Here is a 16,802-nt window from a genome sequence, read left to right on the forward strand (position 1 = left end):
CTGAAAGGCGTAGTAGGAAGCGTGTTCCCCCGCATGGGGAACAGGATCGTCCCGACGCTGCCTGTCTCTGCAGCGATATAAAAGAAGGCTGCGTGGTCGTATTTACGGACCATGTTTCGGCCACATTATCTGTATAATTGAAATATGCTTTTACTACGCTGGTGTCATTATAAGTGCCTGGCCCTAAACCTGCCGGGTTACTAACACCAAAGTTAATTTTTGCCGTTGAATTAATAACAGTATCCCTTCCACTGATATCAAGCCCGGGTGCACCGGAACTTCCGGGAATGCTGCTATTGGTTGCGCCGGCGCTATCACCAAAATTTCTATAAACGCCGTCAAGAAAACAGGTAAGATAATAATTGGGTAACACACCCTGAACCGTACCGATAGAAAAGGTACAGCTATCGCCAAGGCCATTTAATGCCGTTAACTTAAAAGTAGAAGTGTCAATCGCCAAAGGTATTCCTGACCCAGTGAGCACCACCGTTTGACGCCCCGTATCTGCAAACGTACTTGCCTGGCTAAACGTCATTCCGTTGACTGTATTAGTACTGATCCAAAAAGGGCCCGCCACACTAACGTCTACCATTATTGTTACCGTGTTGTCGCCGGTAAGTGCTGTGTCGGCTACATATCGTCCTGAAACCGTTGCTCCTGTACATCCACTGCCGTTACCTAAGCTATAGACTGCCAAAGGAGTTGGCTTGTCTGTAACCGTTTTTGTACAAGCTGAAAAGATGATAAGAGAAATGGTAATAAGTGCGATTAGATTTTTCATAAAGGAGCGGCCTGAAGGTATTATTTTTTATATTATAATTTCCTGGTGCAGGTTTCAAATATAATTTACTTTTTAATTATTTATGGTGTGTAAATCTATAATAATAATTCAAATTCAACACAGTCATAATCATAAACGAATTGTCTTTTTATTTATTTGAAGTATTAAAAACAGAATGGTAAAACCGGAACAATTAATATTTTCTCAACCAATTCAAACTATAACCTTGTCGGGCACTACATGAAAGACCCGTTTCGTAAATTGGCCACTATGAAGGCATCATAATGCGGTAAACGAAACGGGTCTCGAATTTTTTGTAAATCAATTTTCATCATATAGAAGCCATTGCCTCACCGTATGAGTCATAATATTCTCTGTGTTCACATAATTTCCCTTCTCTGTAATAAAACACCATAGCCCAATCTCCGGAATAAGAGTTACCTGTTTTCCTGGACTTTGCATCCCAATGCCCCAGCGCAACTACCTTATCGCCTTCTTCGATGAGTTCCTTCACTTCGAATTTAGGGAAATCCTTATTCGCATAAATTAGTCTGAAAAACTCTTCCACTCCTTTTTTCCCGTTATAAACCTGTGCATAAGGGAGAATACTTGTAGGCCCCGGGCAGGTCCATTTAATGTCATCGGTAACAAGATCAAGAATTGCAGGTACATTACCCTGGCCAAAAAGATCATAGAGTGCCTGAACGGACTCCTTGTTTGTCATTACTACTGTTTCCATTTTAATTGTTTTAATTGTGATTGATTAATTATACAAAAGTGAACAACTAAATCCGCTAAAACTTTAACCCAGGTTAAAATCGTATTATTTGGTCATAATTCTTTTTCGAATACGGCTGAGAGAAGGACCAGCAATGCCGAGATAAGAAGAAATGTGGTATAGAGGGATGTTATCAACAATGTCAGGTTGCATTTGAATTAGTTCTAAATAACGTTGCTCTGCCGATTTAAAGATGAAGCTTTCGGCACGGTCAACAGCAATGTCAAAAGCCTTTTCAGCCATGAGCCTTCCAAAACGTTCCCATCCATGCGATTTGTTATACAGGCTTTGCAGATCATCAAGCGTAATGCAAATAGCACGTGCATCGGTCATTGCCACCGTATTAAATTCGCAGGGACTTCTGTGAATAAAACTTTTGTAAGTAACTACCACCTGGTGAGGCGGGAAAAGAAACAGGTTTACTTCTTCACCTTTTTTACTGGTCAGGTAAGCTCTGAAATAACCTTGCAAAGTAAACCCCAGATACCTGCAGATGCTTCCGACAGGGTTGTAGATGTCGCCCTTTTTGTAAGTCTTTATCGACCAACATTCCTGCGAAAGATTAAAATCATCTTCATCCAATTGGGCAAATTGTGCCAGCGCAGAGCGCAGTATTTCTATTTCAGTCATTTGGAAATATTTAATTGTATAGGCCTTTTATAATACTTGCTGGTGACTGTCGAAGGATAGCTTGTAATAGATTGTCTTTAGCGATTATTCATAGGCGTTATAGGCAGTAAAAACAGGGGAAAAAGAATAGTCATTGAATATCTGAATTTACCTATCAAATATTATTTGCATTATCAATTTTACGGACTTTCTAAATTTACTTATCTTTTTTAATATTACAATTAATATATTAACGGAAAGATCTATGACTGCAATACTCAAAATCGCATAGAATTCATGAAATCATTTTTTAAAGAACTTTTTGAATACAACAATACGATTAATCAAAAAGTGATCGCTGCTATCGTTGACCATCCTGGTAAAGTGTCTGAGAAGTGCCTGAACCTGCAAAGTCACATCATTAATGCGCATAAAATTTGGAATGCGAAAATAGTACCTGTTGAAAATATTTATGAACGATGGCAACTTCATCCTAGTAACAATCTTGCGGAACTTGATAATGAAAATTTCCATACATCAATGCGTATTCTCGAACGATTTGATATAAACGCACTAATCAAATATTCAAACAGCAAGGGACAAGTGTTTGACAACAGTGTGAGAGATATCTTATTTCAAATTATTAACCATTCTACTTATCACCGGGCGCAAGTGGCATCAGAATTCAGGCAAAGCGGCCTGGAACCCCTGATAACCGATTATATATTTTATAAATGGAAGTAAGTACTGCAACGCCGGCGGATAATTTATAAAATGTAACTTAGTTATTGAATTATAATTTGACATTTCATACTAACAAAAACATTATGCGATTGCTTTATCATCATCTTTTCGATATTAAATTTTTATTGACCAAATTAATCGGTTCTCCGTTGATGGCTCTTATTGCTTTTTCAACGTTTGGGCAGGCTAATAAAAATAATACTACAGTGAAACCATTGCGACTAGGCATTATCGGCCTCGTGCACGATCATGTGCATGGTGCGTTTCAAAATATGCACAATCCTGATATTGAGATTGTGGGCATTGCAGAGCCCGACATTGCTGTAGTTAATCGGTATGTGAAACAATATCACCTCGATCGTTCTATCATATATTCCAGCGCTGATGAGATGATTAAAAAAGTAAAGCCGGAGGCAGTGTCTGTTTTTACTCCCATAAGCGACCATATTAAAATGGTAAGGCTTTGTGCACCGCACCACATAGATGTGATGGTTGAAAAACCGCTTGCTATTACCTATGCACAGGCTAAGGAAATGCAGGCGCTTGCCAAAAAATGGGGCATACAGGTAATAACAAACTATGAAACTACGTGGTACCCTGTCACTAAAGATTCATATGAAAAAATTAATGATGAAAATCTTATTGGCGATATCAGGAAGATGGTAATACATGATGGCCACCAGGGGCCAATAGAAATCGGCTGCAGTAAAGATTTTTTAAAATGGCTTACTGATCCCGTTACTAACGGTGGCGGCGCTATCACCGATTTTGGTTGTTATGGAACCGACCTCATCACTTACCTGATGAAAGGGGAGCGGCCACTTTCAGTTACTGCCGTCTCTCAACAAATAAAGCCTGACCTGTATCCAAAAGTTGATGACCAGGCCACTATCATCGTTACTTATCCAAAGGCGCAGGCCATCCTCCAGGCTTCGTGGAACTGGCCCTTTGGCAGAAAGGATATGGAAGTTTATGGAAAGACGGGTTACATAATTACCCGAGATAATACTCACATGCGCATGAGGACTAACGATAGCCTACCCGAAGAAGCTCTAACGATTGATGCCGGCAAAGCCATTGCGCAAAATCCGTTTTCATTTCTAGCTTCGGTAGTAAGAGGTACTTACAAACTGCTTCCCGGCGATCCTTCATCTTTACCCATTAACCTTATTGCTATGGAAATACTTGATGCAGCAGTAAGATCTGCAAAGGAGGGAAAAACAATTTATTTAAAATAACTCCGGCAAGTGTATAAGCAAACTTGTGCATGCATAAACGCCATTGAATTCTATGGCAATCCTACGGTTTCTTTCATACCCGTAAATATAGTTTTCCAAATAAGATTGAAGAACGATTTATGAATATCACGATTGTACGAAGGGTCCTTTTCACGAAGATCACCGTTACCGGGATTATTGTTTTTTACAATCACATTTGCCAAAAGGCTCGTTAAACCTTTCTTCTTAATTTCCCTGGAGTCTTTATCTTTTTTTAATACATCTACTTTAAGATTTTCATACTTCATAACAAAGTCGCCATGAGCGCTGAAATCATTTCCCTTAAAATTAAAATCCATTCCATTGATAGTGCCGGTATTTACCCGCATTAAAGCCATAGGTACCGCTACTTTATTTAATGCAAGAGCATCAAAGCCTGGGATATGGCCATTCACAGCGAAGTTTCCGCCGTTGCCGGTAAGGTAAAAAATAAATTGTCCCTTAACGGGAATTTTGCCCAGGATGCTGCTATTGAACGCAACTGTAGTTGCATTGTTTTTGTGTATGGCGCTATCAACATTGGTAATGTTCGCAATGTGTAAATTGGAATTTTCAAAAGTTACCACGCCTGAACTGTCACTTATTTTTTCATACTCCGTATACTGTATGAAAACATTTGATAAAGTAGCATTGGAAATATTTACGGGTACATTTAATTTTTTAAGCATTTGAGATGGGTAATTGCCAACCTTGCTTTTACTACTTAATGGTTTTGTAAGATCACGATAAATTTTTAAAGAGGTACTAGCAACCGTGAGATCTGAAGCAAATATTTTTTTATCGAGAAGGTTTTTCATGTCGATATTTTTGAGCGCAATTGTTCTCAACAAAAGATCGTAGCGGTCTTTTTGAAAATGGTTTCTATTGGCGAAAGTTTTTTCACTTAACAATGGCTTCACGGCAATAGAGCCAATATCCAGCTGCTTTTGCAGTGAGTTGAGTGTAATATCATTTGCGACGTAATTATAAAAGCCATCGTCGGAATTTAGTGAAATTTTATCGCAGCTTATCTGCGCTTCTTTAGTGTAGTCTATGGGATGATCCTGCAATTCCATAATTTCATCGGCCTGTACTTCATTTATTTTAATGGAGATATTTCCCAGCTTATAATTACTTTTTTCTGCGGCAACAAAATTCACTTTAGGAAAACCGAGGTGTTTCATATCAGCGCTATAAACATGTCTGAAGCCGGTTGTATCGGTCCGGGCCGGTTTTTTATTGCTACCTGCTTTCGACTTTTTTATGGGTGGCTCGTAAAATGTTATTGAAGAACAATCAATAGAATCAACAGCAATATTCTTATTTTTTACAACCTCGTTAGTATTAAGTCCCATAAGGCTGAGGCCGGTTGCACGCAATAATTTAACACTATCGCCATTATCAGTTTCAAAGCGGTTTACAACAATACCACCAATAGTAAGCGCTTTACCTTTACCTGAATAATTTACATTGTTTACCCTTAGCTCTGGCCGGTTATTATTATAAGAAATAAATGAAGCAATATTTAAAATGGCCTGTTTGCAAAATAAAGTTCGGCTGGTATCGTAATTGCTGGCGCTGTCGATTAATACGTCAGCAAGATGAATATTGCTGCTCCCCAGGGTAAAATCTTTTTCTTTATCAAAATAATTAACTCCGCTTCCCTGGATGTTATTGATAAAAACATCGCCTACCTGTATACGCTTTAAATTTCCGAGTATGTCTTCGTACATTTTGGTAGCTTCTGCATTAATATTCGTTTGCTTTTGCAACGGTTTTAGAAAGTAAACCAGCACATCAGGGTTATTAATCACAACGGAATCTCCAATCATTTGCTCGCCAATAAGCGCCTTATCGGTTTGCACTCCTGTTACTTCTATAGAGCTGATTGTTATGTCCAGCAAAATATAAGGCAGGTCTTCAAGCCTGGTTTTTTTAATAATATTGGTATCAGGCTTAATATGAATATTTTTTAAATAAGCCCGCCCGGCTACTTCGTCAAAATTAAGTGAATCGTAAGTGATAATATAAAGGCTGTCGGTCTGTTGAGCAATTGTATCGGCAATCTTGTTATTGACAATGCTGTATTTATTATGTTGCCAGATAAAATAAAGAACAATAGCAACAACAATTATTCCCAGCATGATAAACAAGACCTTCTTAGATATCGATCTGATAATTTCTTTTAAAGACATACTAAAAGTTACAGTGGAAAAAAATATCTCTGTCGCATGACCCACACGCTGTCCCGGCTTTTACAATAGAGGTATTAATAGTATTATCATCTTTAATAACAATGAACATGCCATGAAATAATGCGCCGCCAAAAATTAAATAAATAGTTAATATAAGCGAACGCCCCGGTAGTAAAGAATTTACCGAATCAACTCACGGTACATATTAGACGAAAAAATTGACCGCGATGAGCCACGCAAGCATCTCAATAAAAATCCTTCGGTGGTTCAGGCAGGAAAATAACCCCTTTTTTTAAAAACCGGTCTGTTGAATTGTAACCGGTCCCATAAGCCCGGACTTTAACAACGGATCATTTTTTTGATAATGTTCAAATGTGGTAAATGTAAATCGGTGACCGGGCCTCGGTTCACCTTTTAAAAGCCATTGAGGCCATTGTCCGTCTTGTATTTCATCATCCGGCAGTTGTTCATCTCCTATTAACCTGTTTGGCCATAAATTGGCTATTTGAATTTCTAACTTGTTATCCTTTTGTTTAAGTTCTGAAGTAATATCCACTCTCCATGGCGCGGTCCAAATTACACCAAGGTCTTTACCATTTAGTTTGACCTTTGCTATGTTTTTAACCTCGCCCAGGTTTAGGTAGAATCTGTTGTGGTTATGCTTTTTTAAAGTGTCTATCGAAAAAGTTTGCTGGTATGTTGCTATCCCGGAATAATATTTTATTCCCGGCTCGTTCGCGTGGTCGAGTCTGTAAGCGTATGGAAAATTATTTTCGCGGGACCGCCCCATGTTGTATCAAAAGATACCTGCCATTGGGTATTCAGTACCGCAATATTTTTCCCGTTTGGAAAGTTGGTTATTCCACGCAACAGTTTTGCACTGCTATTCTTTGTAAAAACAATAAAGAAACTTTGGTAAGATTCAAACTGAAGGGGAATGCTTGTTTGCCCATTACTTTGTGAAAATTCAGGTAGCGGCCGGATATCGCCGGTGATAGGATCCCACAATTCCGAAAAATGCAAGTGGTCTTTAAGAAATGGTTCGATTTATTGGATACAAAATATATATCTCTTTCTGCAGTAGTACGGTGGGTATAGCGTAGCAAGCCTTCTGCTGTAAAGTCTTCAGCAACACCCATGCTCTTCAACAATTTTGCGGTGGCATCGTAAGTGGGGTACAATTCCTCCGTCTTTTCAGATATTTCACCACCCCAAATTATTTTTCCGTTTCCATATGGATGTGTGATTTCAATAGTGGGTATTTCAGTGGTTCCCCAAATCGCCTTTGCTAATGCTTTTACCTGATGGTCGCAAGTTGGATATCCGGCAAGGCATGGTGATTTTTCCGGCGGCATACCAACTACAATAGCCCCATCGTAAATAAGTGTCCTGATCTTTTCGAGTAATGAAGGAATCATTGTTTTAATAGCAGGCAACACCAATATTTTGTAATGGGCGCCGCTTGGAAATGCTACCTCATTATTTTGAACAGCGGCGCTAAGCAATTGACCCGGCGAGCAACCATCAAAGTTGTATGCTCTTCGGTCTCGGATCGGTTCATTACCAATTAATGCCGACGCCGGTGGGCAAACACATGCGGAGAACATTCCGGGGTGAGGTACAATATATAAGCTACCGGGCTCCCTTGCTGTAAAACAAACTGGCAGCGGGAAATATATTTATGGTACCCGGCTACCATTGGCCACCAGGTTTGGTTCCGGTCCCAATGCACTCCATAAGGCCCCATGGTCATTCCCGGTTTTAAATTATCCGGCAAGTATTGATTTTGAAAAGTATGGAAAACAAACCTGTTGATGCCGGTTGCAAAGGCCCAGTCTCCCTGCTCTTTCATTGACGTAGGGTATTGTTTCCAGCCCTCATTTCCTTCAGCCGTAAAAGCCTCTGCCGGCACTAATGAACTACCATTTATATGCGCCCGTTTTGAAATTAAAAGTACACTCAACCTGGTTTCATCATTTACTTTTGCACTATTAAATTAAAAAAGTAAAAATGAAATTAGCTGACAACAAAATTTTAATTACAGGCGGTGCAAGTGGTATTGGCCTGGGACTAACCGAAAGGTTCATTAAAGAAAATAATACCGTAATTATTTGCGGCAGGAGAGAAGAAGCGCTTAAAGAAGTTGCTGATAAATTTCCTTCTGTAATAACTAAAGTATGCGATCTGTCTGTAGAAGCTGACCGCATTGATTTATATAACTGGGTTTCAGAAAATCACAATGATTTGAATGTATTGGTGAACAATGCAGGAATTCAAAACTGGATGAATATCAGCGACACGGATTTTTATCAAAAAACAACGAAAGAAATTACAACGAACGTTATAGCACCGCTTCATTTAGTAACACTCTTTACAAGGCTCCCTTCGTTAAATACTATTATTAATGTTACCTCAGGGTTAGCTTTTGTACCTCTTTCAAAAGTCCCGGTATATTGTGCTACCAAAGCATTTTTCCGTTCCTTCACGTTGTCGTTGCGGCACATGTTGTTGCCCAAACACATTGAAGTGATTGAAATGATACCGCCGGCTTTAAACACTGACCTTGGCGGTAAAGGGATCCACGATGGATATCCTGCTGTAAGTGATTTTGTAGATTCGGTGTTTCAACAAATGAAAGAAGGAAAAAACGAATTGACATTCGGGTTTAGCGAGGCAAGGTTAAAAGCAAATACGGCATCTATTAGTGAATTGTTCAATAAAATGAATCCATAATACAAGCAGAATTTCGCATTATAAAAAGGCCCATAAAGTTATATGGCTTCACTAAATTCGAATATCGATTGGTTGGCTTTGCAGGATTTTTAAAATCAAGCGACTATTCCGTTTCTCATGAATTGGATGGTTTTAATGATACAGAGTAACCCTTGCCGTTAGTGTTTTAGTGACGGATTTTTTTCTAAGACTTTTTTAGCTTCCGACTTACCTTCATTCCAACCCTGTGCCCAAACTTTGTATCTCTGTGATGACCTTCTAAAAGGGTTACGACGATGGTCAAAATAGGCGCTAAATCCATCCGAAGAAATCGAATCCCTCTCGTCATCCGTGAGGGGCTTTTCTATTAACGCCTTATGAGGTATTGTCTTAACTTGTTTAGCGCTATCAGTTGAAGTTTCTTTCTTTTCTGGCGATTCTGACTTGGTCTGTAATATGGGTTGTGAAATTGCAGTTTTTTGTTTTGATGTCTCACTATTCGATGAATTTTCCTTTTTTGCCGGTAAAGATTTTTGTTCGGAGGGAGATTCGTTTACCGGTGCAGCCACCTTCGCAGGTGCGATGTTTGTGGCATTACTGGCGGAGTCGGCAACAACTTGCAAAGATGACAACGAAGATGGAATTTTTGCACGGCCGGGAATACGTGAATATGCCCAATAACCAGCCGGAATAGCGGCTGCTATAAGAACAAAAAATGCATATTTGTAAAACAGATTCTTGGGCCTGGCATTCTCATAGGCTTCGTGGTTCCTGGCGTCCTTTTGTTCACTTAATTGTTTCCACTCTTTGTAGAGCATGGCGTGTAGGGTCTTCTCTGTCTCCAGTTCTTTTTTTAATTGTAAATTTTCCGTACGTAACTGATCAAGGTCTTTATTGTTAATGAAACGTTGTTGTGTATCCAATGTTTTCTAATTTTTGCTTTTAGGGGTTAATCTTATAGTCTATTGCAATATTTATGCTGAAAATATTTTTTTGGGCGTCCCGGGGTGCTTCAAACTGATTAAATCGGGGTCTTCTGCTTTTGATTTAACATTTCAATAGATAATGGGTAACTGTGTTCAAGCATACCATTTGTAATTTATCTTTAATAAGATTTGCGTATTTTTTGGCCACTTATTTTACGCCCGGCGGGTTACATCCGCACCAGTTAAGGCCAGGTGCTTTCGATTACCATTTTCATTTGCATTTTATACTATTAAAGTAAAACAGAAAATATTGCCAGTGATATAATTGAGTATTTTTGGGCTGCTTCAACAGCATTATTAATCAACTATCTTTAAAAGATGATAAGAAAAATAAAACCATGGCTGATCATTTTCGGCATGTCGGCCTTTATCGCGGCGTGTAAACAAAGTGATTCAAAGGTTCCTGTAATTGGCTTCGCTGATGCCTTCCAGGATAATACTATTGAACAGGCGAAAACAGGTTTCATAGATGCCTTACAAAAAAATGGCTTCGATGAAAGGAAGAACACCCTTAAAATTATTTATAGGAATGCGCAAGGCAATATTCCAACACTTACGCAAATCATGAAATATTTTATAGCGCAGGATGTTACGCTCATTGCCACTAACCCTTCGCTGTCCACAATAACAGCAGTTCAAAATACAAAGGACATTCCCATATTTATGATGGTTTCCCCTACACCTGCATTAATGAAAGTGAATGATGCACAAGGCAACCCTCCAAAAAATTTATTTGGAGTAGGCGAAACGCTCGATTATATCGATACTTCTTTTTTACAGATTCCAAAACTCATTCAGCCAAAATCAGGTACACTAACGGTGGGTATGATCTTCAACCAATCGGAGCCACAATCCGTAGAAGCCATGGACCGTATAAAACAACTGGCTGCTTCAAATAATATTAACCTGGTAGCACTTCCGGTTAATTCAACTGCTGATGTACAATTGGTAACCGCATCGTTATTATCCAAAAATGTTGATGTGTTCTTTGCCAACCCTGATAACATTGTTTTTGAATCTTTTGAAACTATTGTTAAGGCCTGTAACGAAAAGAATATTCCCATTTTTACCAGCGAAGCAGGATTGGTAGAAAGGGGAGCAGTGGCTGCCTACGGTGCAGATATTTATCAATGGGGTTACCAGGCTGGTGAACAGGCCGCACAATACCTTAAAACAAAAAGCACCAAAAACATGCATTGGGAAATGGTAACCGTTAGAAAGCGGGTATATAATCCGGCAGTAGCTAAAAAGTACGGTTTAACCATTCCGGCAAATTTTCAACCAATTCAATGAGCCAGTTTTATTTAACGGCATTGCAGTTATCGTTGTGCCTGGCGCCAATGGCGATGGGTATTTTTATAACGATGAAAGTGTTTAACATCCCGGACATTACTACCGATGGAAGTTATACTTTAGGGGCCACGGTAACGGCCATATTGCTAATGCGACATTGGCCGGTAATGCTCACTTTACCAATTTGCGTGTCGGCAGGTGCGTTAGCGGGAGTTTGTACCGGTTTAATTCATACAAAACTCAAGATAGACGCACTTCTTGCGGGCATTCTGGTGATGACAGGTTTGTATTCAATCAACCTGATAATTCTTGGCCGGTCAAATGTGCCATTAATCAACATACCTACAATATTTTCTTATTTATCTTTTTTTGGAAATGATATTTACAACCAACTATCCATAGCGTTCATCCTTATTTTTATATTGGTGGTTGTACTCAATTATATATTAAGAACAGATTTTGGGATTGCTATGCGGGCAACAGGAAATAATCCCGCCATGACCAAAGCACTTGGAATTAATAACGACCGGATGAAGATTACGGGTTTGGCCATCGCCAATTCTTTCACGGGGTTAAGTGGTTTTTTAGTGGCGCAATATCAAAATTTCAGTGATATTAATATGGGCATTGGCATTGTTATTACCGGTTTGGGCACCGTACTGATTGCTGACGCTTTGCGAATATGGTTTAACGTTAGTAAGATCGGCGGTCAATTAATTTTAGTACTTGTGGGAAGTTTGCTTTTCCAGTTAGTGCTCGCATTTACATTGTCTTTGGGTATTGATCCCAATCTCTTAAAACTCGTGACAGCGCTTTTTGTTTTACTTATTGTAGCGTTGCCAAGAGTAAGCGCTCAGTTAAAAAGGAGTTGATGTTTGCATGCACGCAGGATACAATTCATAACCTGCATTTTAGAATTATTATTTAAAGAAATGATTTCACTCAATAATATAACAAAGACTTTTAATAAAGGAAAAGAGAACGAAGTAAAGGCGTTGCAGGATGTCTCATTAAAAATAAATGATGGCGAATTTGTTGTAATTATTGGCGTGAACGGAAGTGGCAAATCAACATTATTAAATATTATACAGGGTGCAGAGCTGCCAAACTCCGGAACCATTGAAATAAGCGGTACTGATGTTACGAAACTGCCAGGGTATAAACGAAGCCGCTGGGTGGCTCGTGTTTTTCAAAATCCAAATGACGGAACTGCGCCGGATTTAACGATAGTTGATAATTTCAGGCTGGCAGCTTTGCGCAGCCAATCGAAAAAATTAGTAGTCGGTTTAAATCCCGATTTTAAAAGAAGAGTACAGGATACAATTGCACAATTAGGAATGGGGCTTGAAAATAAGATTAACCGTCCAATGGGTAGCTTATCCGGCGGCCAGCGTCAGGCATTGACGTTATTGATGAGCGTGATGGACGAAGGCGACGTATTATTAATGGATGAGCCTACGGCAGCGCTTGATCCAAAATCTTCGCAGGTAGTATTGAACCTTGCAAATAAACTTAATAAAGAACATGGTAAAACGACTGTCTTCATTACACATAATTTAAAGGATGCCCATCAATACGGAAATCGGCTGGTTCAATTTCATGAAGGAAAAATTATGCGGGATCTTTCTTCAACAGAGAAAAATAAATTATCGCTCCAGGATATGTTGCTCTTGTTTATATAATGGAAATATTAGCAAGTGAATATCCGTAATGGTGTTGTTTAAGTTCGACCGAATGGAAACTGTTAGATGGTCTTTAAAAATTTATCAACCCAACAATTTCCCCGAGATATTTTTTATCCGTCCCGTCAAAGAAATCATATGAGTCACTATCCACATCTAATACCGCAACTACTTCACTGTCTTTTATTATCGGAACTACAATTTCGGATTTAGATAAACTACTGCATGCGATGTGCCCCGGAAATTTTTCAACATCAGGAACAATAAGTGTTGTAGCCTGTTGCCAGCAAGTCCCACAAACGCCTCGTCCTTTTCGTATTCTCGTGCACGCAACAGGCCCCTGGAAAGGAGCCAGCACGAGTTCATTACCTTTCACAACATAAAATCCAACCCAAAGCCAATGAAATTGTTCTTTAAGGGCAGCGGTTATATTTGCCATATTTGCGATAATGTCCTCTTCTCCTTCAAGCAAACCTCTTATTTGTGGCAGCAATGATTGATATTGTTCCACCTTGGTACCTGCAGCTATATTAAGGTCATCTGCCATAAAATATTTTTGACAAATTTAATGACTGTAATATTTACATTCCCGCATTTAAATGAATTTCCTTCCCGTGGATCTAAATGAAATAGATCACCTCATTACGAATGGGTAAGTGTTGTAATGTTTTAAGGCATAGCCAGTTCCTTTCACAACACTTGTAAGTGGGTCATCAGCTATATGTACCGGAAGCTTAATTTTTGCCTCGAGCCTTTTATCTAATCCCCTCAATAGGGCACCTCCGCCGGTTAAGTATATTCCACGGCGATAAATGTCGGATGCCAGTTCAGGTGGTGTTGTTTCCAGTGCTTTTAATATTCCTTCTTCTATCTTAAATATAGATTTGTCCATTGCCTCAGCTGTTTCCTGGTAACTTACAGTTATTTGCTTTGGAATACCGGTTACCAAATCCCTTCCATGAACGGCCATGTCTTCCGGCGGGTTATCGATATCTTTCATTGCTGCACCTATCTGAATTTTTATTTGTTCGGCAGTTCGCTCGCCTATAAGGAGGCTATGATACCGTCTTATTGCCTCCATAATATCAGCGGTAAATTCGTCGCCTGCAATTCGAATGGATTGGTCGCATACAATGCCGGCAAGTGCCACTACAGATATGCCTGTGGTGCCACCGCCAATGTCAATAATCATGTTGCCCACCGGCTCTTCCACATCTATTCCTATTCCTAATGCGGCAGCCATAGGTTCGTGAATAAGGTAAACTTCTTTTGCTCCTGCCTGTTCGGCGCTATCTCTTACAGCCCGCTTCTCAACTTCTGTAATGCTGCTGGGAATGCAAATCATCATCCGCCAGCCCGGCGCAAACATGGGCTTTTTGGTGTAGATTTTTTTTATCATTTCCCTGATCATTAATTCCGCCGCGTTAAAATCAGCTATTACGCCGTCTTTTAGCGGCCGGATTGTCTTGATACTTTCATGCGTTTTTTCATGCATCATCAATGCTTTCTTGCCTACGGCCAAAACATTTTTTGGATTATTACGGTCCAATGCAATAATAGAAGGTTCGTTAACAACAACAACGTCATTGTGTATAATGAGTATATTGGCTGTGCCAAGATCGATGGCGATTTCCTGTGTAAATAAATTAAAAAGACCCATGTTATATTAGTGGTGTTGAAAAATTAGCAATAAGTGTAAAGGTGTGGAAATTTATTTGATTTATAAATGTTAATTGATAGTGATTATGATGTCCAAAGAGTGTTAAGTCATATTTCCTATCCATTCTATTAATCAAAAATAATTCCACAAAGTTTTCATGGCAGGTTGTCCTGTACCATGCCATCCCGTTCCGCTATCTAAAATACGGGGATGTTTCAAGCACCTTAAAACTGTAACGTTGGCGGGAGTTTTGCGATTGATGTCTTTATTTCTTCTGAAAAAATGAAGTTTAGGTAAAGCATGCTGGCCGGTAGAAATTACTTGTCCTGCAATGTTTTTAACGAAAGGGGAGTTTAAATTTGGGGATACCAGCTAATGTTTCAGGTGATTAGATTTCTAATGGAAATTTCAACAAGATTATTCCCGCAACTGCATTGAATTTATTCGATTATTTAAACCAGCTGGCTAATCCCTGCCAAATGCGGTTTTAATTTTCAATTATTTTATGCGTCTATGGCGTACTGTTAGGTTGATTGATATTTTGTTTCAACCGGTACTCCGTTAGTGAGCGTTTGATATACCACGCAATATCTTTCGGTAAGCTTTTTAAGACTGGACATCTGTTCATCCGTGGCATCCGTATCAAGGTCAAATTGCAACCTTATATTTTTAAAACCTACCGGCGATTCCTTTGAAACGCCTAACGTTCCCTTGAAGTCAAGGTCACCTTCAGCTTTAACCGTTCCGTTTTTAATTTCAACGCCAATAGCGGTTGACACGGCTTGCAGCGTAACACCAGCACAAGCTACCAATGCTTCCAGCAACATGTCTCCCGAACATACAAGCATACCGGTTCCGCCCGTTGCAGGATGAAGGCCGGCTTCGGCTAATGCTCTCCCGGTTTCAATTTTACAGGATATTCCTTCGCCAATATTCCCCTGGGCCTTTAATGTAATAATTGCAGAATCCGGCTGATTCCGATATTTCTCTTTAAGTGGTGCCTGCAGGGCTTTAAGTTCATTAGTATTCATAGACACAAGTATAGGAAAAAAATTCATGGTTTACTAAAGACTTTGTTAGGTTCATTTTATCTAATTTTTGATATACTATCTTTATAGAAAGGTATCGCCCAAATTCCTTTTATTTTACCTCAATAAAAATAATATTCATTATGGTAGATTTTAGCCGGAGAAAATTTATGAAAGCGTCGTCGCTGTTAGCAGTATCGCCATTTCTTCCAGCTTTTGTTCTAAGGGAAAAAAATAAACCTCTTTTATCATTTTCCACCCTCGGCTGCCCCGAATGGAATTTTAAAAAGATTACAGATTTTGCCGTTCAGCATAATTTTGAAGGTATCGAATTGCGTGGCCTGCTTCATGAAATGGACCTTACCAAATGCCCCGGATTCAGTTCTTCAAAAAATGTAGCGGCGACCTTATCTCTAATGAAAGACAAGAATCTTGCCTTTGTCGATCTCGGTTCTTCCGCCAGCTTGCATATTGCTGATATTGCAGAAAGAAAGAAAAATTTAGATGAGGCAAAACGATTTATTGATTTAGCGCAGCATATTAACTGTCCATATATCAGGGTGTTCCCAAACACCTTTCCAAAAGCGCAGGATAAAAATCAAACAATGGATCTTATCACAAAAGGCTTAATTGAACTTGGTGACTATGCAAAGGGAAGTAATGTAGCCGTATTGATGGAAACGCATGGTGATCTCGTTTGGAAAGATGATATTAAAAAAGTGATGGTGTCTGCGTATACCGATCATACGGGTTTAGTGTGGGATGTAACAAACATGTGGTCGATTACAAAAGAACCACCTGTTGGTGTTTATAACGAACTAAAAAAGTACATTCGTCACACGCATATCAAAGATTTGAAAATGATAGATGGCAAAGAATATTATGAGTTGTTAGGTCGGGGCGAAGTTCCCATATTTAGTGCAATAGATACTCTGCGGAACGGAGGGTATGAAGGCTACTATAGTTTCGAATGGGAAAAGTTGTGGCATCCTGAAATTGATGAGCCGGAAGTTGCAATAGCTGATTACAGCAAAGTAATGCTCGCGTATTTTAAGAAATGAAAAGATTAATTGTAAAA

Annotated in this window: 18 protein-coding genes; 7 read left to right on the top strand and 11 right to left on the bottom strand. The window is 39.2% G+C overall.

Going from position 1 to position 16,802, the window contains the following annotated elements:
- The 3 genes from ACO1O5_RS19330 to ACO1O5_RS19340 form a co-directional block, all read right to left on the bottom strand.
- Positions 1 to 781: hypothetical protein (locus tag ACO1O5_RS19330; protein WP_486273180.1), on the bottom strand; the 781-nt coding region annotated here is incomplete at its 3' end.
- Between the two features lie 331 nt (positions 782 to 1,112).
- Entirely contained in the window at positions 1,113 to 1,520 is a 408-nt protein-coding gene (locus ACO1O5_RS19335; RefSeq protein WP_486273182.1) for a nuclear transport factor 2 family protein, read from the bottom strand.
- Between the two features lie 84 nt (positions 1,521 to 1,604).
- Entirely contained in the window at positions 1,605 to 2,189 is a 585-nt protein-coding gene (locus ACO1O5_RS19340) for a Crp/Fnr family transcriptional regulator (RefSeq protein ID WP_486273184.1), read from the bottom strand.
- A gap of 276 nt (positions 2,190 to 2,465) precedes the next feature.
- On the opposite strand from ACO1O5_RS19340, the gene ACO1O5_RS19345 reads away from it, so the two are divergent.
- Positions 2,466 to 2,912 (top strand): DinB family protein, encoded by a 447-nt coding sequence (locus ACO1O5_RS19345; RefSeq protein ID WP_486273186.1) that lies wholly within the window; start codon positions 2,466 to 2,468, stop codon positions 2,910 to 2,912.
- 83 nt (positions 2,913 to 2,995) lie between these two features.
- On the top strand, positions 2,996 to 4,150 hold the full coding sequence (locus ACO1O5_RS19350; protein WP_486273188.1) for a Gfo/Idh/MocA family protein: 1,155 nt from the start codon (positions 2,996 to 2,998) through the stop codon (positions 4,148 to 4,150).
- Positions 4,151 to 4,200: 50 nt separating this feature from the next.
- Here ACO1O5_RS19350 and ACO1O5_RS19355 read toward each other — a convergent pair whose 3' ends face one another.
- The 4 genes from ACO1O5_RS19355 to ACO1O5_RS19370 all read right to left on the bottom strand — a co-directional run bounded on the left by ACO1O5_RS19355 (position 4,201) and on the right by ACO1O5_RS19370 (position 8,326).
- On the bottom strand, positions 4,201 to 6,363 hold the full coding sequence (locus ACO1O5_RS19355; protein WP_486273189.1) for a hypothetical protein: 2,163 nt from the start codon (positions 6,361 to 6,363) through the stop codon (positions 4,201 to 4,203).
- Positions 6,364 to 6,655: 292 nt separating this feature from the next.
- The gene (locus ACO1O5_RS19360) at positions 6,656 to 7,153 is read right to left on the bottom strand and encodes a glycosylhydrolase-like jelly roll fold domain-containing protein (protein ID WP_486273191.1); all 498 of its coding nucleotides are present in this window, start codon (positions 7,151 to 7,153) and stop codon (positions 6,656 to 6,658) included.
- A gap of 67 nt (positions 7,154 to 7,220) precedes the next feature.
- Positions 7,221 to 7,970 (bottom strand): glycosyl hydrolase, encoded by a 750-nt coding sequence (locus tag ACO1O5_RS19365; protein WP_486273193.1) that lies wholly within the window; start codon positions 7,968 to 7,970, stop codon positions 7,221 to 7,223.
- The gene (locus ACO1O5_RS19370; RefSeq protein WP_486273195.1) at positions 7,931 to 8,326 is read right to left on the bottom strand and encodes a glycosyl hydrolase; all 396 of its coding nucleotides are present in this window, start codon (positions 8,324 to 8,326) and stop codon (positions 7,931 to 7,933) included. The genes ACO1O5_RS19365 and ACO1O5_RS19370 overlap by 40 nt, the downstream gene beginning before the upstream one ends.
- Before the next feature lie 47 nt (positions 8,327 to 8,373).
- On the opposite strand from ACO1O5_RS19370, the gene ACO1O5_RS19375 reads away from it, so the two are divergent.
- Positions 8,374 to 9,096 carry an SDR family oxidoreductase gene (locus tag ACO1O5_RS19375; protein ID WP_486273196.1) on the top strand — a complete coding sequence of 241 codons (723 nt, stop codon included), beginning with the start codon at positions 8,374 to 8,376 and terminating at the stop codon, positions 9,094 to 9,096.
- 158 nt (positions 9,097 to 9,254) lie between these two features.
- Here ACO1O5_RS19375 and ACO1O5_RS19380 read toward each other — a convergent pair whose 3' ends face one another.
- Positions 9,255 to 9,998, bottom strand: a complete 744-nt coding sequence (locus ACO1O5_RS19380; protein ID WP_486273198.1) for a hypothetical protein — start codon at positions 9,996 to 9,998, stop codon at positions 9,255 to 9,257.
- A 381-nt stretch (positions 9,999 to 10,379) separates the two neighbouring features.
- Here ACO1O5_RS19380 and ACO1O5_RS19385 point away from each other — a divergent pair, with 381 nt between their 5' ends.
- From ACO1O5_RS19385 to ACO1O5_RS19395, 3 genes are read left to right on the top strand one after another with little or no spacing between them, the layout of a single operon-like run.
- Entirely contained in the window at positions 10,380 to 11,354 is a 975-nt protein-coding gene (locus ACO1O5_RS19385) for an ABC transporter substrate-binding protein (RefSeq protein ID WP_486273199.1), read from the top strand.
- A complete protein-coding gene (locus tag ACO1O5_RS19390) occupies positions 11,351 to 12,226 on the top strand; it encodes an ABC transporter permease (protein WP_486273201.1) in 876 nt (291 codons plus the stop codon). Before ACO1O5_RS19385 ends, ACO1O5_RS19390 begins: the two co-directional genes overlap by 4 nt.
- Positions 12,227 to 12,286: 60 nt before the next feature.
- A complete protein-coding gene (locus tag ACO1O5_RS19395) occupies positions 12,287 to 13,036 on the top strand; it encodes an ABC transporter ATP-binding protein (RefSeq protein WP_486273203.1) in 750 nt (249 codons plus the stop codon).
- A 73-nt stretch (positions 13,037 to 13,109) separates the two neighbouring features.
- Here ACO1O5_RS19395 and ACO1O5_RS19400 read toward each other — a convergent pair whose 3' ends face one another.
- The 3 genes from ACO1O5_RS19400 to ACO1O5_RS19410 form a co-directional block, all read right to left on the bottom strand.
- Complete coding sequence (locus ACO1O5_RS19400) at positions 13,110 to 13,583, bottom strand: GAF domain-containing protein (protein WP_486273205.1); 474 nt, start codon at positions 13,581 to 13,583, stop codon at positions 13,110 to 13,112.
- Positions 13,584 to 13,670: 87 nt separating this feature from the next.
- Positions 13,671 to 14,696 (bottom strand): rod shape-determining protein, encoded by a 1,026-nt coding sequence (locus tag ACO1O5_RS19405; RefSeq protein ID WP_486273207.1) that lies wholly within the window; start codon positions 14,694 to 14,696, stop codon positions 13,671 to 13,673.
- Positions 14,697 to 15,220: 524 nt separating this feature from the next.
- Positions 15,221 to 15,727 carry an OsmC family protein gene (locus ACO1O5_RS19410; protein WP_486273209.1) on the bottom strand — a complete coding sequence of 169 codons (507 nt, stop codon included), beginning with the start codon at positions 15,725 to 15,727 and terminating at the stop codon, positions 15,221 to 15,223.
- 140 nt (positions 15,728 to 15,867) lie between these two features.
- Between ACO1O5_RS19410 and ACO1O5_RS19415 the strand changes: the two genes are divergently transcribed.
- Positions 15,868 to 16,785 (top strand): sugar phosphate isomerase/epimerase family protein, encoded by a 918-nt coding sequence (locus tag ACO1O5_RS19415; RefSeq protein WP_486273211.1) that lies wholly within the window; start codon positions 15,868 to 15,870, stop codon positions 16,783 to 16,785.
- The last annotated feature ends 17 nt before the right edge of the window (positions 16,786 to 16,802 follow it).

This window comes from Ginsengibacter sp. (assembly GCF_057362405.1).

What these genes read in the sequence shown, in the direction of transcription:
- ACO1O5_RS19335 (WP_486273182.1), bottom strand. Translation starts at nt 1,520, where the DNA reads ATGGAAACAGTAGTAATGACAAACAAGGAGTCCGTTCAGGCACTCTAT.
- ACO1O5_RS19340 (WP_486273184.1), bottom strand. Translation starts at nt 2,189, where the DNA reads ATGACTGAAATAGAAATACTGCGCTCTGCGCTGGCACAATTTGCCCAA.
- ACO1O5_RS19345 (WP_486273186.1), top strand. Translation starts at nt 2,466, where the DNA reads ATGAAATCATTTTTTAAAGAACTTTTTGAATACAACAATACGATTAAT.
- ACO1O5_RS19350 (WP_486273188.1), top strand. Translation starts at nt 2,996, where the DNA reads ATGCGATTGCTTTATCATCATCTTTTCGATATTAAATTTTTATTGACC.
- ACO1O5_RS19355 (WP_486273189.1), bottom strand. Translation starts at nt 6,363, where the DNA reads ATGTCTTTAAAAGAAATTATCAGATCGATATCTAAGAAGGTCTTGTTT.
- ACO1O5_RS19360 (WP_486273191.1), bottom strand. Translation starts at nt 7,153, where the DNA reads ATGGGGCGGTCCCGCGAAAATAATTTTCCATACGCTTACAGACTCGAC.
- ACO1O5_RS19365 (WP_486273193.1), bottom strand. Translation starts at nt 7,970, where the DNA reads ATGTTCTCCGCATGTGTTTGCCCACCGGCGTCGGCATTAATTGGTAAT.
- ACO1O5_RS19375 (WP_486273196.1), top strand. Translation starts at nt 8,374, where the DNA reads ATGAAATTAGCTGACAACAAAATTTTAATTACAGGCGGTGCAAGTGGT.
- ACO1O5_RS19385 (WP_486273199.1), top strand. Translation starts at nt 10,380, where the DNA reads ATGATAAGAAAAATAAAACCATGGCTGATCATTTTCGGCATGTCGGCC.
- ACO1O5_RS19390 (WP_486273201.1), top strand. Translation starts at nt 11,351, where the DNA reads ATGAGCCAGTTTTATTTAACGGCATTGCAGTTATCGTTGTGCCTGGCG.
- ACO1O5_RS19395 (WP_486273203.1), top strand. Translation starts at nt 12,287, where the DNA reads ATGATTTCACTCAATAATATAACAAAGACTTTTAATAAAGGAAAAGAG.
- ACO1O5_RS19400 (WP_486273205.1), bottom strand. Translation starts at nt 13,583, where the DNA reads ATGGCAGATGACCTTAATATAGCTGCAGGTACCAAGGTGGAACAATAT.
- ACO1O5_RS19405 (WP_486273207.1), bottom strand. Translation starts at nt 14,696, where the DNA reads ATGGGTCTTTTTAATTTATTTACACAGGAAATCGCCATCGATCTTGGC.
- ACO1O5_RS19410 (WP_486273209.1), bottom strand. Translation starts at nt 15,727, where the DNA reads ATGAATACTAATGAACTTAAAGCCCTGCAGGCACCACTTAAAGAGAAA.
- ACO1O5_RS19415 (WP_486273211.1), top strand. Translation starts at nt 15,868, where the DNA reads ATGGTAGATTTTAGCCGGAGAAAATTTATGAAAGCGTCGTCGCTGTTA.